This window comes from Streptomyces sp. NPDC001781, assembly GCF_053596035.1.
Genome location: NZ_JBSFFI010000021.1, coordinates 65,334 through 83,439, shown reverse-complemented (window position 1 = coordinate 83,439; position 18,106 = coordinate 65,334). Strand labels below are relative to the sequence as shown.

Here is an 18,106-nt window from a genome sequence, read left to right as displayed (position 1 = left end):
CCGAATCCCGGTCCGCCCGGCCCGCCCTCGCGCGCTCGGCGCGGGCCGAACGAACCGTACCCTTGCCGCCATGCGACACCGCGCGATACCGGGCGCCCACGGGCGCGTCCGGCCCCTCACCCTCCTCGGCGACCCCGTCCTCCACGCACCCTGCGGGGACGTCACCGACTTCGGCCCGGAACTCGATGCGCTCGTGGAGGACTTGTTCGCCACCATGTACGCGCACGAGGGCGTGGGCCTGGCCGCCAACCAGATCGGCGTGAACCTGCGGGTGTTCGTGTACGACTGCCCGGACGACGACGAGGTCCGCCATCTCGGCCACGTGGTCAACCCCCGCCTGGTGACCGCCGACGGGCTTCGGTTCCCGGGCCCCGAGGGCTGTCTCTCGCTGCCGGGCCTGGAGGCGGGCACCGAGCGGTTCGACCACGCGGTGGTGGAGGGGGTCACGACGACGGGGGAGCCGGTCACCGTCGACGGCACCGGCTTCTTCGCCCGCTGCCTCCAGCACGAGTGCGACCACCTGGCCGGCACGGTCTACGCCGACCGCGTGACGGGCCGCCGCCGGCGCAGGCTCGACCGCCAGGTGCGAAAGGCCCCCTGGCACGGGTGAGCCGAGCGGGTCAGAAGCCGGGGCCGCCCACGCGGTCACCGGCGGCCGCGAGCCGTCCCCACAGCAAGTCGGCCAGCGAGCGGACCAGTTCGGCTCGTGAGCAGGGACGCTCGCCCAGCCACCAGTCCCCGGCGGCATGCATCATGCCGACGATCCCGTGTCCCCAGACGCGGGCCAGCTGCTGGCTGCCCGGACCGAGGTCCACCCGCTCCTCGATGACCCTTGCCAGTTCCTCCCCCATCCGGCGCAGCAGCGGGGCGCTGTGCTTGCCGACGTCGAAGCCGTGGTCGCCGCCCTGGCCGCCCTCGGAGGGGTGCATCAGGAACCGGTACACCTGCGGGCGGGCCTCGATGGCGGCGAGGTAGGTGTCGAGGGTGGACTCCACCCGCTCCCGGCGGTCGGCGGGCGCGTCCAGCGCCGCGCGCAGGGAGTCGAGCAGGGCGTCGGTGTGCCGCGTGGCGAGGGCCGCGTACAGGCCGCCCTTGTCACCGAAGTGCCGGTAGAGGATCGGCTTGGTGATGCCCGCCTCGGCGGCGATGGCGTTCATCGACGCCTGCGGGCCGTCGCGCAGCACCACCCGGTCGGCGGCCTCCAGCAGCTCCCGCCGTCGTCGGTCGGCGGACCTCTGCTGATCGGTCCGCTGCGTGGTGTCCATGTGGTCTCCCCACCCGTGCTGATTCGGTGACGCCTGCGCAAACTAACACTCGCCGCGGGTCCGCCATCGAACGGGATACCGGGCCGCCGTCCGCAGTTGACTTCACCTACCCGCCGGTAACATACTTCGGTTACCGCTAGTAACAACGTACGTGCCGCCGCTGGAGGGGACATGGCCGAGTTCACCATGGAGCTCAACGACGAACAGCAGGAGGTCCGGGACTGGCTGCACGGCTTCGCCGCCGATGTGATCCGGCCCGCGGCCGCCGAATGGGACGAGCGTGAGGAGACTCCCTGGCCGGTCATCCAGGAGGCCGCCAAGATCGGCGTCTACTCCCTCGACTTCTACGCCCAGCAGTACTTCGACCCCACCGGCCTCGGCGTACCGATGGTCATGGAGGAGCTGTTCTGGGGGGACGCGGGCATCGCCCTCTCCATCGTCGGCACCGGCCTCGCCGCCGTGGGCGTCCTCGCCAACGGCACCGAGGAGCAGATCGGCACCTGGATACCGCAGATGTACGGCGACGTGAACGACGTCAAGGTCGCCGCCTTCTGCTCCTCCGAGCCCGACGCCGGCTCCGACGTGGCCTCCATGCGCACGCGCGCCGTGTACGACGAGGCCAAGGACGAGTGGGTGCTCGACGGCACCAAGACCTGGGCCACCAACGGCGGCATCGCCAACGTCCATGTCGTCGTCGCCGTGGTCGACCCGGAGCTGGGCTCCAAGGGCCACGCCTCCTTCATCGTCCCGCCCGGCACGCCCGGTCTCAGCCAGGGCCAGAAGTTCAAGAAGCACGGCATCCGCGCCTCGCACACCGCCGAGGTCGTCCTGGAGAACGTGCGGGTGCCCGGGTCCTGCCTGCTCGGTGGCAAGGAGAAGCTGGACGAGCGGCTGGCGCGGGCGCGGGAGAAGGCCCGGGGCGGGGGCGAGCGGGTGAAGAACGCGGCGATGGCCACGTTCGAGGCGTCCCGGCCCGCCGTGGGGGCGATGGCCGTGGGTACCGCGCGCGCCGCCTACGAGGTCGCGCTCGAATACGCCACGACGCGTGAGCAGTTCGGGCGGCCCATCGTCGACAACCAGGGGGTCGCCTTCCAGCTCGCCGACATGCGGACGTCGATCGACGCGGCCCGGCTGCTGGTGTGGCGGGCGTCGTGGATGGCGGTCAACGGCAAGCGGTTCACCGCCGCCGAGGGGTCCATGTCCAAGCTGTTCGCCAGCGAGACGGCGAAGAAGGTCACGGGGCAGGCGATCCAGATCCTCGGGGGCAACGGGTACACGCGGGAGTATCCGGTGGAGCGGATGCACCGGGACGCGGCGATCTACACGATCTTCGAGGGGACCAGTGAGATCCAGCGGCTGGTGATCGCCCGCACGCTGGCCGGGGTGCCGATCCGGTAGCCGCCGCAGGGAGGCGCGGGTGATCCGCGGGCGACCGGCGCTCGTGGCCGGTCGCGGTACCCGCGCCCCCTTCGGGCCGACTCGCTCACCGGTGTCTCAGCGGGGTGAGCTGCTCTATGTCGTAGCGCTTTCGCAGTTCCTCGATCGCCTGGTGGTCCGGAGGACCCTTCGCGTCCAGGATCTCCAGGAGCTCCTCGAAGTAGCGCTCGTGGTCCGGCGGGGGAGAGGCCTGGAAGAACATGCGGGCCGGGCTGTCGGTGGGGTTGGCGAAGGCGTGGGGGCAGCCGGGCGGCACGACGATGACCGTGCCCGGTGTCGCCCGGACCACCCTGGTTCCCGAACTCGACTCCCACTTCTGCCAGTTGTCGGGCGTGCGGATGCGGGGCTCGAAGGCGAGGACGTCGAGTTCTCCGTCCAGGACGTAGAACAGCTCCTCGCTGCGCGTGTGCACATGGGCGCCCACGTCGAAACCCGGCGGGACCTCCACCTCGAAGGTGGAGGCCGTCCGCGAGTGGGTGCCGGTGACCTTGAACGTGACCCGCTGGGCGGCCGTCGCCACGACCCTGCCGTGTCCCGGCGGTACGAGCAGTCCCTCGGTCGTCGTCATGAGCGGCTCACCAGGTCACCGGCAGGGACTCGGGGCCCCTGATCAACGCGCCCTTGCGGAAGGGGACCTCCTGCGGCGGCACCGCGAGCTTCAGCCCCGGAACGTGGTCCAGCAGGACGTCCACCAGCAGCTCCGACTCCAGCCGGGCGAGCATGCCGCCCGGGCAGTAGTGCGGTCCGAAGCCGAACGCCACGTGCGGATTGGGGCTGCGCTCGACGTCGATGGTGTCCGGGTCGGGGAACACCTCGGGGTCGCGGTTGGCGGCCAGGTAGGAGTTGTAGACCGCGTCGCCCGCACGGATGCGGACGCCCCTGATCTCCACGTCCTCCAGCGCGATCCGGGACAGGCCGACCGCGTTGCGGTGCGGGATGTAGCGCAGCAGCTCGTCGATCGCCCTCGGCCGGATCGCCCGGTCCGAGCGCAGCCGCTCCATCAGCCCCGGCCGCGTCAGGAGCAGATAGAACATCTGCCCGCTGTTGTTGGTGACCGCCTCGCCGCCGATCTGGAGCAGCACCGCGAGGCCGACCGCCTCCACCAGCGTGATCTCGTCGCGGTCCACGGCCCCGCTCAGCAGCGAGCAGACCGACCCCTCGGGGCTGTGCCCGCCGTGCCCGATGAGGTCCGTGAAGTAGGCGCTCATCTCGCGCTTCGCCCGCTCGCTGACCTCCTTGCCGTGTGCGGAGGACAGGATGAGCTGGGTCCAGTCGTGCATGGAGTGCCGGTCGGCGGCCGGTACGCCCATCAGCTCGCAGATCACCGCGATGGGGAACGGGCTGAGCACCGCGCTGGTGAGGTCGGCCGGCGGCCCGCCCTGGAGGAGTTCGTCGACCAGTTCCTCCAGCATGGCCCGCGACCGCTCCCGGACCCGCTCCACACCCCTGGCGGTGAACGCGGCGGCCACCGAGCGGCGCAGCCTGGTGTGGTCGGGTGGATCGAGGAAGCCGACCGCGCCCGGGTCCGGGATGAAGTGCGGGGCGAGCCGGGTGACCTGGTTGTCCATCACGGCTTCCCGGCCGAAGCGCGGGTCGTTGGTCACCATGCGTACGTCGTCGTACCGGGTGACCAGCCACGCCCAGCCCTCGCCGTTGGGCAGTCGGATGCGGGTGACCGGGCCCTCGTTCATCAGCTCGGTCAGCACCGGGTCGAAGTCGGTGCCCGCCAGGTCGGTGGCAGGCCACTGCCGGATCGGGGGCAGGGTTCCGGTGAGCGTCTCGTCGGTCATGGCGCCCTCCTAGTCCCGGCCGACCCAGCGGCCGACGGTCATCTCGGCGGTGATGCCGGGCCCGAAGCCGGCCAGCAGTCCGCGCGCCCGGTGCTCGGCACCGCCGTCGTCGAACAGCCGGCGCAGCGCGTCCAGCACCACGGCGCTGGCGATGTTGCCGTACTCGGTGAGCGTGGCCCGGCTGAACCGGAACGCGTGCGGCTCGACCTCCAGGAACTTGCTGAGGTCGTCGAGTATTCGGGGACCGCCGGCGTGGATGATGTAGAAGTCCAGGTCGGAGGCGTTCCAGCCGTGGTTGCCCGCCAGTTCCTGCAGCGCCGGGGCCAGCGGCTCCATCGTGGTCGGCACCCGCTTGTCCAGCAGGAAGTGGAACCCGGTGTCCCGTACGTCGTACGAGATCCAGTCCTCGGTCTTCGGGATCAGGTACGAGCCGTTGCGCTCGAGCTCCACACCCGTGCCGCCACGGCCGCGCACCACGGCGGCCGCGATGCCGTCGCCGAACAGGCCGTTGGAGAGCAGGGACCCGACGCCGAGGTCGGTGGGCTGGTAGCACAGCGAGCAGAACTCGCAGGCCACGATGAGGGCGTTGGCCTCCGGGTAGGCCGAGCAGAAGTCGTGCGCCCGGTTGATGGCCGCACCGCCGGCCGCACAGCCCAGCTGGGCGATGGGGAGCTGCCGGGTGGTGCTGGAGAAGTCCATCTCGTTGATCAGCCACGCGGTGAGCGACGGCATCATGAAGCCGGTGCACGACACGTAGACGATGACATCGATGTCCGAGGTGAGGAGTTCGGCCGAGTCGAGAGCCTCCTGGATCACCGCGGGCACTCGGGCCTTGGCCTCGGACTCGTACAGCTTGTTGCGCTGCTCGAAGCCCGGGTGCTTCAGGGTCTCCTCGATGGGCTGCACGATGTGCCGGGTGCGCACTCCGGTGTTCTCGATCAGACGGAGGGCCAGCGGGAGCTGCGGGTTGTCCGCGTGGTGCAGGCGGGCCAGCTCCAGGGTCTCCTCCATGGTGATCACGTGTTCCGGCACGGACACCGAGGGTCTGCACAAAGTCGCCATGAGCGGTCCCTGCTTTCGCCGTCCGGCGGGCCTTCGCCCGCCGGTCAGAAGGTGGTCCACCCACACTCGCCCGCAAGGCCGACGATCTCGCGCCGAATTACTCCGAACCGGGGAGAACAGAGAGTGACGAAGCTGGATCTTCGCAGCTCAGCACTGCTACAAGAAGGGGCGTGGGGAACTGCGCGACAAGCCACGACGGCGCAGCACCCCACACACCCGGACCCCTACGGCGCCCCGCTGCTGTGAGCGATGCACGCCACATCGATCCGATCGGCCAGCTTGGCCAACTCGATCGTCAGCTCGGCAACGGTGTCCTCGTCCAGCCCCCGCTCCCCGGCCTCCACCAGATGCACCCACCGGGCGCCGACGCTGCGCAGCAATTTGCTCACGTCGCCCGCCGAAACCCGCAGCGCACCACGCTCGTCCACGATCAGAGGCAGAGTCACTTCGCCGTTCACAGACCGGATCGTATCCGTGCGATCCTCACGCGCCCTGCCAAACGGTGGTGATGTTGCAGAACTCCCGGATTCCCTGCGCCGACAGTTCACGTCCGTATCCGGAGCGCTTGATCCCGCCGAAGGGGAAGGCGGCGTGCGAGGCGGTCATCCCGTTGATGAAGACGCCCCCGGCCTCTAGGTCCCGCGCGCAGTGCGCCATCTCGTCCTCGTCACGGGTCCACACGCTCGAACTCAGCCCGAACGGCGAGTCGTTGGCGATCAGGATCGCGTCCTCCAGGTCCTCCGCCCGGTACACGGTCGCCACCGGCCCGAACGCCTCCTCGCGGTGGATGCGCATCTCGCGCTCGACGCCCGCGATCACGGTCGGCGGGTAGTACCAGCCCGCGCCGTCCGGCCGCTCGCCGCCGCATAGGATGTCGGCCCCGCTGCGGCGCGCGTCGTCCACGAGCTCCTCCACGTCGGCCCGGCCCTGCTCGGTGGCGAGCGGTCCGACGTCGGTGCGGTCGTCCATGGGGTCGCCGACGGTCAGGCCCCTCATCCCGGCGACGAACTTCTCCAGGAACGCGTCGTAGACGTCACCGTGCACAATGAACCGCTTGGCGGCGATGCAGGACTGCCCGTTGTTCTGCACCCGTGCCGTCACCGCGACCTCGGCCGCCCGGTCGATGTCGGCTGAGGGCATGACCAGGTAGGGGTCGCTGCCGCCCAGTTCCAGCACCGTCTTCTTGATCATCTCGCCGGAGGCGGAGGCGACCGCGCGCCCGGCCGGCTCACTTCCGGTGAGGGTGGCGGCCTTGACCCGGTCGTCCCGGAGGATCTCGTCGACGGCGGCCGAGCCGACCAGCAGCGTCTGGAAGCAGCCCACCGGGAAGCCGGCCCGCTGGAAGAGGTCCTCCAGGTAGAGGGCGGTCTGCGGCACGTTCGAGGCGTGCTTGAGCAGGCCCACGTTGCCCGCCATCAGCGCGGGCGCGGCGAACCGGACGACCTGCCAGAGCGGGAAGTTCCACGGCATCACCGCGAGCACCGGGCCCAGCGGCCGGTAGACCACGCGGACCCGCGAGGCGCCGGAGTCCCTCACGTCCGCCTCGTCGGGCACCTCGTCGGCGAGCAGCCCCTGCGCCCGCTCGGCGTACCAGCGCATCGCCTTCACGCACTTGGCGGCCTCCGCGCGGGCCTGCGCGAGGGGCTTGCCCATCTCGGTCGTCATGATCCGGGCGATCTCGTCGTTGTCCGACTCCAGCAGGTCGGCTGCCCGGTTCAGATGCCCGGCGCGCTCGGCGAACGACGTCGTCCGGTAGGTCCGGAAGGTGGCCTCGGCGAGCTGGAGCCTGCGCTCCACCTCGGCTTCGTCCATCGGCTCGTACGTCTTGACCGTCTCGCCGTTGGCCGGGTTCACCGTGGCGATGGGCATGGCTGACCTCCTGGTGCGGGGTGTGCGTCGACCTTGGCGCGCGGCACGCGGTGCCGCAACGCTTCGATCCCCTGTTCAGCCCGAGTGCTCCGCCAGACGGTCCAGAAACGTGCCCTGTCCGAGGACCATCAGCCCCCTGGCCTCCTCGGGGGTGAACCAGGCCACCCGGTCCAGCTCCGGGAACTCCTGGACGCGGCCCGAGTGGGGCGGCCACTCCATGGTGAAGGTGCCGGGGGCGACGGCCGACGGGTCCAGATCGGCCTCCACCGCCCAGGCGGTGACGATCTTGCCGTTGCGCTGCGCGATCTCGCCCAGCGGCAGCGCCGGGCCGTTTGGCGGTGCGATGCCGAGCTCCTCCTCGAACTCCCTGCGGGCGGCGTCCCAGGCGGACTCGTCCGCCTCGTACTCGCCCTTGGGCACGGACCACGCCCCCTCGTCCTTCGTGGCCCACAAGGGGCCGCCCATGTGGCCGAGCAGCACCTCGAGCCCTCGGCCGGTACGGCGGAACAACAGCAGTCCCGCACTGCGCTTCGTCGCACGCACTGTCATGCCTTGACCTCCGGGTGGGTCGCGAGCAGGGCCTCCACGGTATCGGCGTCCTCGGGCCGTTTGTCCTCGCGGTAGCGGACCACCCGCGCGAACCGCAGGGTCACCCCCGCCGGGTAGCGGCTGGAGCGCTGGAGCCCGTCGTACGCGATCTCCACGACGAGCTCCGGGCGTACGGTCACGCCCCAGCTCCTCTCCTCCACCACGAGTTCGCCCAGCCGTTCGGTCTGCCAGGCGAGCATCACGTCCGTCATGCCCTTGAAGGTCTTGCCGAGCATCGCGTAACCGCCGTCGGCCGTGCGAGCCGCCAGATGCAGGTTGGAGAGCCTGCCGGTGCGGCGGCCGTGGCCCCACTCGGCGGCCAGGACCACCAGATCGAGGGTGTGCACGGGCTTGACCTTCAGCCAGGAGGCGCCGCGCCGGCCCGCGCTGTACGGCGCGTCGAGCGCCTTGGCCACGATGCCCTCGTGCCCGCGCGCCAGGGTGGCGGCCGAGAACTCCTCCGCGGCCGGAGTGTCCCCCGGCCCGGCCACCAGTGCCCGGCGTACCCGCATCGGCTCCGGCACCAGCCGGGCCAGCTCCGTGTGCCGTTCGGTGAAGGGCAGGTCCAGCAGGTCCCGGCCCTCCACCGAGAGGGCGTCGAAGAACACCGGGGAGACCGGGACCTGGCCGGCCGCCCTCGCCACGTCCACCCGCGAACCGACCCGGCCCGCCGTCTCCTGGAAGGAGCGGGGCCGTCCGTCCGGGCCGAATGAGATCACCTCGCCGTCCAGCACGAACCGCTCGCCCGGCAGTTCCAGCGCCGCCGAGGTCACCTCCGGCAGCCGGTCGGTGATGTCGTCCAGCGTCCGGGTGAACACGCGCACCTCGGCACCGTCCCGGTGCACCTGTACGCGGATGCCGTCGAGCTTCTCCTCCACGGCGCACTCCCCGAGCTTCTCCACCGCCTCCGCGACCGAGGAGGCGCTGCGGGCAAGCATCGGCAGCACCGGCCGCCCCACCGTGAGCCGGAACCGCTCCAGCGCGCCGGGGCCCTGTGCGAGCAGGGCCTGGGCGACCGTCTGGAGGGAGCCGGCCAGCATCACCGCCCGGCGTACCGTAGCCGGGTCGGCCTCCGTGGCGCGGGCCAGCCCCTCCACCGCGAGCGCGTCCAGGGCGCCCTGGCGGACCTCGCCGGTCAGCAGGCCGCGCAGGAACCGCTGTTCGTCCCCGGTCGCCGCGCCCATCAGCTCGTCCACGATCCGCGCCCGCTCGGCCTGCGAACCGGCCCCGGACACCGCGGCCAGCTCGGTCAGCAGGGCGTCCACCCCGCGCACGGTGAGCGTGGGTCCGGGGGCGGGTGCCACCTCCCGGCCGAGGACCTTCCAGCCGACCCCGATCCGGCCCTGGGGCAGCCGTCCCGCGAGGTACGGGATGACCACGGGCACGTCGTCGGGCCCGGCGTCCCGGAAGAGTTCCGCGAGCAGATCCGTCTTGCGGGTCCGGGACGCCGTCGCGGCGACCTGACCCGACACCTCCGCGAGCCGGGTGAGCAGCATGCAGCATGAGTGCTCCGCGAAGCCCGGGCTCACACCTGCCGGATTGGCAAACCACCTTGCCGAACCTGCAGTGCGGGAATGAGCGGGACGAGTGACACGGGCGCGGAGAGCACCGACGAGGTGCCGGCCGCCGTGGGCCCGAGAGTGCGCCGCATCCGCAAGGAGCGGGACGTGACCCTGGCCGCGCTGTCGGAGGCGACCGGCATCTCGGTCAGCACCCTCTCCCGGCTGGAGTCGGGCCTGCGCCGCCCGAACCTGGAACTGCTGCTGCCCGTCGCGCAGGCCCGCCGGGTCCCGCTGGACGAGCTGGTCGGCGCCCCGCCGGTCGGCGACCCCAGGGTGCGGACCGAGCCGGTCGAGCGCGACGGACGCACCTTCCACCCCCTCACCCGGCGCCCCGGTGGCCTCCAGGCGTACAAGGTGCTCGAACCGCGCCGCGACCGGCAGCCGGACCCGCGCACCCACGAGGGGTACGAGTGGCTCTACGTCCTCTCCGGGCGCCTCCGGCTGGTCCTCGGGGACCACGACGTGGTGCCGGGACCGGGTGAGGCCGCGGAGTTCGACACCCGTGTGCCGCACTGGTTCGGTTCGACGTGGGACGGTCCGGTGGAGTTCCTGAGCCTGTTCGGTCCGCAGGGGGAGCGGATGCACCTGAGGGCGCGGACGGGGCGGCGGCCGAAGGGGGAGGGCTGACGGGTTCCGCCCGGCCGGCTGTTCCCTGATCGGCAAGCGACCGCTTAGTATGCCCAGGACCCCGGTTCAGACGACGCAGTCCCGTGGAGGCCCGGCATGCAGGCATGGCAAGTGCACGAGAACGGCGAGCCGAGCGAGGTGATGCGCCTGGCGGAGGTGGAGAACCCCACGCCCGGCGAAGGCCAGGTGCTGCTCCGCGTGCGTGCCGCCAACGTCAACTTCCCGGACGCCCTGCTCTGCCGGGGCCAGTACCAGATCCGGCCTCCGCTGCCGTTCACGCCGGGCGTGGAGATCTGCGGCGAGACCGCGGACGGCCGCCGTGTCATCGCCACCCCGGCGCTGCCCCACGGCGGTTTCGCCGAGTACGCGCTCGCCGACGCCCGCGCGCTGCTGCCCGCGCCCGAGGCGCTGGACGACGCCGAGGCCGCCGCCCTGCACATCGGCTACCAGACCGGCTGGTTCGGCCTGCACCGCCGGGCACGCCTGGAGGCGGGGGAGACCCTGCTGGTGCACGCCGCCGCGGGCGGTGTCGGCAGCGCCGCCGTCCAGCTCGGCAAGGCCGCCGGGGCGCGGGTCGTCGGTGTCGTCGGCGGCGCGGGCAAGGCCGCCGTCGCCCGCGAGCTGGGCTGCGACGTGGTCGTGGACCGCCACGCCGAGGACGTGATCGCCGCCGTCAAGGAGGCAACCGGCGGCAAGGGCGCCGACGTGATCTACGACCCCGTCGGCGGAGAGGCCTACGCCCAGTCCGCCAAGCTCGTCGCCTTCGAGGGCCGGATCGTGGTCGTCGGCTTCGCCGGCGGTTCGATCCCGAGCCCCGCGCTCAACCACGCCCTGGTGAAGAACTACTCGATCCTGGGCCTGCACTGGGGCCTGTACAACACCAGGAACCCCGGGCTGGTGCTGCGCTGCCACGAGGAGCTGACCGGACTGGCCGAGCGCGGCGCGATCAGGCCACTGGTCAGCGAACGCGTACCGCTCGCCGCGGCGTCCGGTGCCGTGCAGCGGGTCGCCGACGGTGTGACCACCGGCCGGATCACCGTCCTGCCGCAGAACGGAGCCACCGCATGACCGACGCCGCCGAACTGCGCCGCCGCACAGCCGAGCTGCTGGCCGCGCACCCGCCCGCCACCACCGACCGCCTGGACTTCCTCCGGGCCCGCTTCGACGCCGGACTCGCCTGGGTGCACTACCCGGAGGGCCTCGGCGGCCTCGGCGCCTCCCGCTCCCTCCAGGCCGTCGTGGACGAGGAGCTGGCCGCCGCCGGCGCCCCCGACAACGACCCGCGCCGCATCGGCATCGGCCTGGGCATGGCCGCCCCGACCGTGCTGCGCTACGGCACCGACGAACAGAAGACCCGCTTCCTGCGCCCGCTGTGGACCGGCGAGGAGGTGTGGTGCCAGTTGTTCAGCGAGCCCGGCGCCGGGTCCGACCTGGCCGCGCTCGGCACCCGAGCCGTGCGGGACGGCACGGACTGGGTGGTCGACGGGCAGAAGGTGTGGACCTCCAGCGCCCATCTGGCCCGCTGGGCCATCCTCATCGCGCGCACCGACCCGGACGCGCCCAAGCACGCGGGCATCACCTACTTCGTCTGCGACATGACCGACCCGGGCGTGGAGGTCCGGCCGCTGCGCCAGATCACCGGCGAGGCCGAGTTCAACGAGGTCTTCCTCACCGGCGTCCGCATCCCCGACCGCCACCGCCTCGGCGAGGTCGGCGACGGCTGGCGGGTCGCCCAGACCACACTGATGAACGAACGCGTCTCCATCGGCGGCATGCGCCTGCCCCGCGAGGGCGGCATGATCGGCCCGGTCGCCAGGACCTGGCGGGAACGCCCCGAACTGCGCACCCACGACCTCCATCAGCGGCTGCTGAGGCTCTGGGTCGAGGCCGAGGTGTCCCGCCTCACCGCCGAACGGCTCCGCCAGCAGCTCAACGCCGGGCAGCCGGGCTACGAGGGCTCCGGCATGAAGCTCGCCTTCGCCCGCCTCAACCAGGAGATCAGCGGCCTGGAGGTCGAACTCCGTGGCGAGGAGGGGCTGCTCTACGACGACTGGACCATGCGGCGCCCCGAACTGGTCGACTTCACCGGGCGCGACGCCGGCTACCGCTATCTGCGGTCCAAGGGCAACAGCATCGAGGGCGGGACCAGCGAGGTCCTGCTGAACATCGTCGCCGAGCGCGTCCTCGGCCTGCCCGCCGAACCGCGCACCGACAAGGACGTCCCCTGGAAGGACCTGGCCCGATGAGCACGCCGAACGCCGAGCCCGGCCTCCTCTACTCCGAGGAGGAGGAGGCGCTGCGCGCCGCCGTCCGCGACCTGCTCACCGACCACTGCGGGTCCGCCGCGGTGATCGCCCGCACCGAGTCGGACACCCCGCACGACCCCGCCCTGTGGAGGCAGCTCGCCGAGGGCATGGGCCTGGCGGGCCTGCTGATCCCGGAGGCCCGGGGCGGCCAGGGGGCCACGCATCGCGAAGCCGCGGTCGTGCTGGAGGAGCTGGGGCGGGCCGTGGCGCCCGTGCCTTACCTCACCAGCGCCGTCGTCGCCACCGAGGCGCTGCTCGCCTGCGACGACGCCGAACTGCTGGAGCGACTCGCCTCCGGCCGCACGGTGGGTGTCCTCGCCGTCTCCCCGACCACCGCCCCCGGTGCCGCCTACGCCACCGCACGGGTCCAGAACGGCACGCTGCACGGCGAGTTGACGTCCGTGGCCGACGCCGTCGCGGCCGACGTGCTGCTCGTTCCCGCCGACGACGGCGACCTGTACGCGGTGGCCGCCGACGAGGTCGCCCGCACCCCGCGGACCTCGCTCGACCTCACCCGCCCGCTCGCCACCGTCACCCTCGACGGTGCCCACGGCCGCTGTCTCGGCCGTGCCGAACCCGCCGTACGGCGTGCTCTGCGGGCCGGCGCGGGGCTGCTGGCCTCCGAGCAGCTGGGCGTCGCGGACTGGGCGCTGACCGAGACCGTGCGCTATCTCAAGGAGCGCAAGCAGTTCAACAGGCCGGTCGGCGGGTTCCAGTCGCTCAAGCACCGGCTCGCCCAGCTCTGGCTGGAGACGGTCAACCTCCGCGCGGCCGCCCGCGCGGCCGCCGACGCGCTGACCACGGGCCACGACGCCGACCTCACCGTCGCCGTCGCGCAGTCCTACGCCTCTCCCGTCGCCGTCCACGCCGCCGAGGAGGCTCTGCAGCTCCACGGGGGACTCGGCATGACCTGGGAACACCCCGTCCACCTGTACCTGAAGCGGGCCAAGGCGGACTCCCTCGCGTACGGCAGCGCGGGCGCCCACCGCGAGGCCCTCGCCCGACTGGTGGACCTCCCGGTTCCCCCGACGGGCTGACACCACCCTTACGGGGGACACGTCAGGGCACCGGAACAGCCCTCCGCTACGCCACACTTGCGGCCGAACGCCGCACACCGGGCGTGGCGGAGGAGGTTCCGATGGCCGTTTCCATCTCAGTGGTGCTGCTGCTCCTGATCCTGGCGGTGGTCTTCATGCGCAACGGCGCACTGAAGATCTCCCACGCCCTGGTCTGCATGCTGCTCGGCTTCTACCTGGCCAGCACCAGCATGGCCCCCACCATCAGCAGCGGCCTCACGGCGACCGCGGACCTGGTGAGCGGGCTGCGGCCGTGACCGTCAGGTGCCGATCACGCGGGACCGGATCAGGAAGCGGACGCCCTCCGGGGCCTCCAGGGAGAAGCCGCCGCCCCGGCCCGGGACCACGTCCACGATGAGACGGGTATGGCTCCAGAGGTCGTGCTGGGACCTCGACATCCAGAACCCCACCGGTTCCGGAACGCCGTCCAGGGCGAGTTCGGCCAGCAGCACGTCGGACGCGCCGGTGCGGAACTCGCCCTCGGGGTAGCACATGGGGGCGCTGCCGTCGCAGCAGCCGCCGGACTGGTGGAACATCAGCGGACCGTGCCGCTCGCGCAGCCTCCGCACCAGTGCGGCCGCCTCGGGCGTGAACTCGACGCGCTGACTCTCTTGCGTTTCCACGGTCACCGTCCAGGAAGAGCGGGGCGTCCGACAACCCCAGTCTGGGTGCTCACCCGGAGGCAGTCCAGCGTTCGGCGGCGACCCGTGCACGCGGCCGGGGCCGGACCTCGCCGGTCCGGCCCCGGCCGCGGTGTGTCAGTTCCCGGCCTTCGGCTCGGCCGGCTTCGGCGCACCGGCGGCCGCCGGGGGCTCCTTGACGTCCACGTCGCTCGCCCGCACGTAGGCGAGCCGGTGGTCGAGCTGGATCTCGTAGTACTCCTCCCGTCCCTTCACCACCGGCGCCGGTGTGTCGCCGAAGGTGGACCGGTCGACGTAGCTGCCGTGCACGACGGACTGGGTCACGTACCGCTGACCCTCCTGGATCGTGTACGGCAGCGGCGCCTCCTGCTGCTTGTTCACTCCGTCCGGGTACGCCGACTCCTCCGGGAGGGCCCGTCCGAAAACCGGGATCTCGTGGCGGCCCTGCTTCGGCGTGACGGTCCGGGCCCGCTCGCCCACCGCGGTCGGCTGGTCCGCCGGGTTCCTGAACCACGCCCTGTGGCCCTGGAACCAGATCGCCGTCCAGTCGCCCTGCCGCCCGGCCACCGCGAACGTCTGGCCCGCCGACACCCGCGACCCCAGGTCGTTGACGTCCGCCGTGGTGTCGTCGCCGTCCGGCTTGCGGCCCGGGTCCTGGATCAGCCCGGAGTCCTCGCTCGGCTCGGTGTGCAGCCGGACCGCGCTGGACCCGTGCGGCGCGCACTGCTCGCCGCTCTCCACACAGCCGGTGAACACCGGCCTGTGCCTGGCGTACTCCGGAAGGATCATCACCGTGTCGCTGTCCGGCCCCGCCGTCGCCTTCAGCGGCGCGCCCAGCAGGTCGAAGTAGTGCCGCCAGTCCCAGAACGGACCCGGGTCGTCGTGCATGTCCGGGATGCTCTCCCCGGTCGGCGCCGGCACGTTGTCGTGTCCGAAGACGTGCTGACGGTCCAGCGGGATGCCGTACTTCTTCGTCAGGTACTTCACCAGCCGGGCGGAGGAACGGTACATCTGCTCCGTGTACCAGGCGTCCGGCTGCCGCAGGAAGCCCTCGTGCTCGATGCCGATCGAGCGGCCGTTCACGAACTGGCTGCCCGAGTGCCAGGCCGCGTCCTTGGTCTTGATGTGCTGGGTGACACTGCCGTCGCTGGACCGGATCGAGTAGTGCCAGGACGCCTCCGTCGGGTCCTGGACGGTCAGCAGCATCGAGGCCAGCGGCGCCTCGGTGTCGTGGATGACGATGTACTCGATGCGCTGGTCCTTGGGCCGGTCGGCCAGGTCGTGGTTGCCGTACGCCTCGTCGTCGATCCGTACGTACGGCGCGCTCAGCCAGGCGCACGGCAGTTCCGCCGGGCACTCCACGTTCTTCGAGCGGGCGGCGCCGGCCGCCCCGGCCTTCGGACGGACCCGGGGGTTCGCGGCCAGGACGACGTGCTGACCGGCGTCCGTGACGCGGTCCGCGCCTTTGCGGATGATGTCGAAGACATCGTTGGCATAAGTCGCCGCCGAGCCCGCGTCACTGGAGCCCGGGAAGCGCGAGACCGCGTCCCACCAGTCGGCCGGGTCGCTGCTGAGCGGCTTGCCGAGCTTCTGCTGCGCCGCCGCGAGGAGGGCCGCGCCGCCGCGCACGTTCGCGGCGTCGTCGTTGCGCAGCCGCTCCACCGGGAGACCGAGCAGCTCGGCCGCCCGTCGCAGGTCGGCGGAGCGCTGTGCCTCCTGGGCCGCCCTCTGCGCCGGGGACGGGCTGGCCTTGTGCACCTTCGGACGGGGCGTCACGTGGTGTGGCGGGGTGGCGGCGGGTGGCCCGCCGGAGTCCACCAGGTGCATCGGCCCGTAGCCGCCGATGACACTGGGCGCGCCCTGGTGGGAGTCCCAACGGGACTGGAGGTAGGACACCCCCATCAGAACACTTCGGGGGACGCGGAACTCCTTCGCGGCGGCGGTGTAGTCGTCCTGGAGGCGTTGGTCGCCGGGACCGCCGGCGTCGTCCGAGCGGTCGATCAGTAAGGGCACCATAAGCGCCGCCGACGCGGCGGTCACGCAGACGATCCGCCGATGCCCGCGCATGGCGCTGGACAGGCGGGGGGCGACGCGTTTTCTCATACGGGTGGCTCCAACGAGGTTCGGCGCGGCCGGGACATGCGGCCAGGGCGCGAACCAGAGCGCGCCCCGCATGTCACCCCGACCACGTTTCCTTGCCCCGCACGCCGCGTCGCGCCGAGCGTCACTGGCGTGGACCATCCCCCGTGCCCAGGCCACCCGGTCGGCGGCAGCCGACCCCGCCGGGTGGGGGCACCCTTCACCTCTCCACGTCCTGCTCCTCCCCGACCGGGTCCACCCGCCAGTCCGGACGGCCCGGCATGGACGGGGTGTGCGCCCCGTACAGCCACGGGGTCAGAAAGCCCGTCAGGTCCTCACCGGCCACCCCGGAGGCCAGCCCGACGAAGTCCCGGGTGCCGGCCACCCGTCCCCGATACGTCGTCACCCAGGCTTTCTCGATCCGCTCGAAGGTGTCCTCGCCGACCTTCTCCCGCAGGGCGTACAGCACCAGCGCCGAGCCGTCGTAGCGCATCTGCCGGAACAGGCCCTCCTCGTGCGGCTCGGCCGGGGCACCGTCGTCGCGCCTCCACCTGTCGTGCTGCTCGTAGGCCGAACGCATCATGTCCTCCAGGCCCGGACCGCCCCGCGTGTCGGCGTACAGGAGTTCGTAGAACCGGGCGTGACCCTCACTCAGCCACAGGTCGGACCAGCGGCGGATCGCCACGCTGTCACCGGTCCAGTGGTGGGTCAGTTCGTGCACGAGGTTGCGCTCGGCGGCGACCTGGTCCCCCAGCAGGTCCGCGCTCGGAACGACCGAGAGGGACTGCGTCTCCAGCGCCACCGGCAGCTCGGTGTCGCCGACCAGCACCCCGTAGCGCCGGAACGGGTAGGGGCCGAGCCGCCGCTCCAGCCAGGAGAGGTGGCCCGGCGTCAGCGCCCGGTACGCCTTGGTCTTCGCCACCAGCTCCCTCGGCACCACGTCCCGCAGGGGCAGCCCGTGCGGGCCGGTGCCGTCGACCACGTCGAACGCGCCGATGGCCAGCTGGACCAGCTGCGGGGCGACCGGTTGCTCCGAGTCGTACGTCCAGCGGACCCGGCCGTCGGGCCGGCGCTCGCGGGTGACGAGCCGTCCGTTCGCCACCGCCGTCAGACCGGGCGGGGTGGTGATGTGGAAGGTGAACGGCGCGCGCAGACTCGGGTGGTCGTCCGCCGGGAAGACCATCCGAGCGCCGTTCGGCTGCGGGGACAGCACGGTGCCGTCGGCCGTGGGGACCCAGCCGTAGTCCTGGATCGCGTCGGTGCGGTGGCGGTGCTGGGCGGGATCGGCGGTGTAGGAGACCCTCACCGTGAAGGCGCGGCCCCGTGCCAGCGGCTTCGCCGGGGTGATCACCAGCTCGTCGCCCCGGCGCGCGGTCCGTGCCGGTACGCCGTCGACCGTCACCCCGCGCAGGGTGTTGCCCGCGAAGTCGAGGTCGAAGCGGGAGAGCGCCTGCGTCGCGGTGGCGGCGATCGTCGTGGCGGCGGCGAAGGGTGTTCTTGGTGCCTGCCAGTCGAAGTCCAGGGTGTAGCGGCGGACCGTGTAGCCGCCGTTGCCGTCCAGCGGCATGAGCGGGTCGCCGATGCCGGGGGCGCCCGGGGAGGCGACGTCCTGCGGGCCGTGGGCGGGGTGGCCGGGGAGAGCGGCGGGGGAGCGGGGTCCGTCCTCGGACACGTCCAGCGCGAGGACGACGCCGCCCGTGATCCCGAGGGCACAGGCCAGCGCGAGCACCGCGCGACGGCGTCCGCCGCCCCGCCGCGAGCCGTTCTTACGGGGCGTGGGGGTCATGGACGGCACTATGCCAGC

General features: G+C 72.2%; 18 protein-coding genes. 7 read left to right on the top strand and 11 right to left on the bottom strand.

Translation table 11 applies throughout. The features are described from left to right. Positions 1-70: 70 nt before the first annotated feature. Positions 71-610, top strand: coding sequence for a peptide deformylase (gene def / locus ACWCV3_RS20145; RefSeq protein WP_451225710.1), 540 nt, complete (start codon positions 71-73; stop codon positions 608-610). Positions 611-620: 10 nt separating this feature from the next. On the opposite strand, the gene ACWCV3_RS20140 is transcribed toward def, so the two are convergent. Beyond that, positions 621-1,265 (bottom strand): TetR family transcriptional regulator, encoded by a 645-nt coding sequence (locus tag ACWCV3_RS20140; protein WP_451225707.1) that lies wholly within the window; start codon positions 1,263-1,265, stop codon positions 621-623. Between the two features lie 171 nt (positions 1,266-1,436). Between ACWCV3_RS20140 and ACWCV3_RS20135 the strand changes: the two genes are divergently transcribed. Next, a complete protein-coding gene (locus ACWCV3_RS20135; RefSeq protein WP_451225704.1) occupies positions 1,437-2,663 on the top strand; it encodes an acyl-CoA dehydrogenase family protein in 1,227 nt (408 codons plus the stop codon). A gap of 85 nt (positions 2,664-2,748) precedes the next feature. Here the strand turns inward: ACWCV3_RS20135 and ACWCV3_RS20130 are convergent, their stop codons facing one another. The 7 genes from ACWCV3_RS20130 to ACWCV3_RS20100 all read right to left on the bottom strand — a co-directional run bounded on the left by ACWCV3_RS20130 (position 2,749) and on the right by ACWCV3_RS20100 (position 9,507). Beyond that, positions 2,749-3,270, bottom strand: a complete 522-nt coding sequence (locus ACWCV3_RS20130; protein ID WP_451225701.1) for a cupin domain-containing protein — start codon at positions 3,268-3,270, stop codon at positions 2,749-2,751. 7 nt (positions 3,271-3,277) lie between these two features. Then, the gene (locus tag ACWCV3_RS20125) at positions 3,278-4,492 is read right to left on the bottom strand and encodes a cytochrome P450 (RefSeq protein WP_451225698.1); all 1,215 of its coding nucleotides are present in this window, start codon (positions 4,490-4,492) and stop codon (positions 3,278-3,280) included. Between the two features lie 9 nt (positions 4,493-4,501). Then, the gene (locus ACWCV3_RS20120) at positions 4,502-5,554 is read right to left on the bottom strand and encodes a type III polyketide synthase (protein WP_451225695.1); all 1,053 of its coding nucleotides are present in this window, start codon (positions 5,552-5,554) and stop codon (positions 4,502-4,504) included. A gap of 224 nt (positions 5,555-5,778) precedes the next feature. Further along, complete coding sequence (locus ACWCV3_RS20115) at positions 5,779-6,012, bottom strand: DUF6213 family protein (protein WP_031181873.1); 234 nt, start codon at positions 6,010-6,012, stop codon at positions 5,779-5,781. 25 nt (positions 6,013-6,037) lie between these two features. Continuing rightward, entirely contained in the window at positions 6,038-7,423 is a 1,386-nt protein-coding gene (locus ACWCV3_RS20110) for an NADP-dependent succinic semialdehyde dehydrogenase (protein WP_451225691.1), read from the bottom strand. A gap of 75 nt (positions 7,424-7,498) precedes the next feature. Next, on the bottom strand, positions 7,499-7,972 hold the full coding sequence (locus ACWCV3_RS20105; protein ID WP_451225688.1) for an NUDIX domain-containing protein: 474 nt from the start codon (positions 7,970-7,972) through the stop codon (positions 7,499-7,501). After that, positions 7,969-9,507 (bottom strand): ATP-dependent DNA ligase, encoded by a 1,539-nt coding sequence (locus ACWCV3_RS20100; RefSeq protein WP_451225685.1) that lies wholly within the window; start codon positions 9,505-9,507, stop codon positions 7,969-7,971. Before ACWCV3_RS20100 ends, ACWCV3_RS20105 begins: the two co-directional genes overlap by 4 nt. 78 nt (positions 9,508-9,585) lie before the next feature. Between ACWCV3_RS20100 and ACWCV3_RS20095 the strand changes: the two genes are divergently transcribed. The 5 genes from ACWCV3_RS20095 (at position 9,586) to ACWCV3_RS20075 (ending at position 13,839) form a co-directional block, all read left to right on the top strand. After that, a complete protein-coding gene (locus ACWCV3_RS20095; protein WP_451225682.1) occupies positions 9,586-10,200 on the top strand; it encodes a helix-turn-helix domain-containing protein in 615 nt (204 codons plus the stop codon). A gap of 96 nt (positions 10,201-10,296) precedes the next feature. Continuing rightward, positions 10,297-11,268 carry an NADPH:quinone oxidoreductase family protein gene (locus tag ACWCV3_RS20090; protein WP_451225679.1) on the top strand — a complete coding sequence of 324 codons (972 nt, stop codon included), beginning with the start codon at positions 10,297-10,299 and terminating at the stop codon, positions 11,266-11,268. Continuing rightward, entirely contained in the window at positions 11,265-12,446 is a 1,182-nt protein-coding gene (locus ACWCV3_RS20085) for an acyl-CoA dehydrogenase family protein (RefSeq protein WP_451225676.1), read from the top strand. Before ACWCV3_RS20090 ends, ACWCV3_RS20085 begins: the two co-directional genes overlap by 4 nt. Then, positions 12,443-13,543 (top strand): acyl-CoA dehydrogenase family protein, encoded by a 1,101-nt coding sequence (locus ACWCV3_RS20080; protein ID WP_451225673.1) that lies wholly within the window; start codon positions 12,443-12,445, stop codon positions 13,541-13,543. Before ACWCV3_RS20085 ends, ACWCV3_RS20080 begins: the two co-directional genes overlap by 4 nt. 101 nt (positions 13,544-13,644) lie before the next feature. After that, positions 13,645-13,839 carry a hypothetical protein gene (locus tag ACWCV3_RS20075; protein WP_030809112.1) on the top strand — a complete coding sequence of 65 codons (195 nt, stop codon included), beginning with the start codon at positions 13,645-13,647 and terminating at the stop codon, positions 13,837-13,839. Positions 13,840-13,842: 3 nt separating this feature from the next. Here ACWCV3_RS20075 and ACWCV3_RS20070 read toward each other — a convergent pair whose 3' ends face one another. From ACWCV3_RS20070 to ACWCV3_RS20060, 3 genes are all read right to left on the bottom strand, one after another. Next, positions 13,843-14,205, bottom strand: coding sequence for a DUF779 domain-containing protein (locus tag ACWCV3_RS20070; protein WP_451225670.1), 363 nt, complete (start codon positions 14,203-14,205; stop codon positions 13,843-13,845). A gap of 135 nt (positions 14,206-14,340) precedes the next feature. Beyond that, a complete protein-coding gene (locus ACWCV3_RS20065; RefSeq protein WP_451225667.1) occupies positions 14,341-16,326 on the bottom strand; it encodes an N-acetylmuramoyl-L-alanine amidase in 1,986 nt (661 codons plus the stop codon). 196 nt (positions 16,327-16,522) lie between these two features. Next, positions 16,523-18,088 carry a M1 family metallopeptidase gene (locus ACWCV3_RS20060; protein WP_451225664.1) on the bottom strand — a complete coding sequence of 522 codons (1,566 nt, stop codon included), beginning with the start codon at positions 18,086-18,088 and terminating at the stop codon, positions 16,523-16,525. Positions 18,089-18,106: the final 18 nt, after the last annotated feature.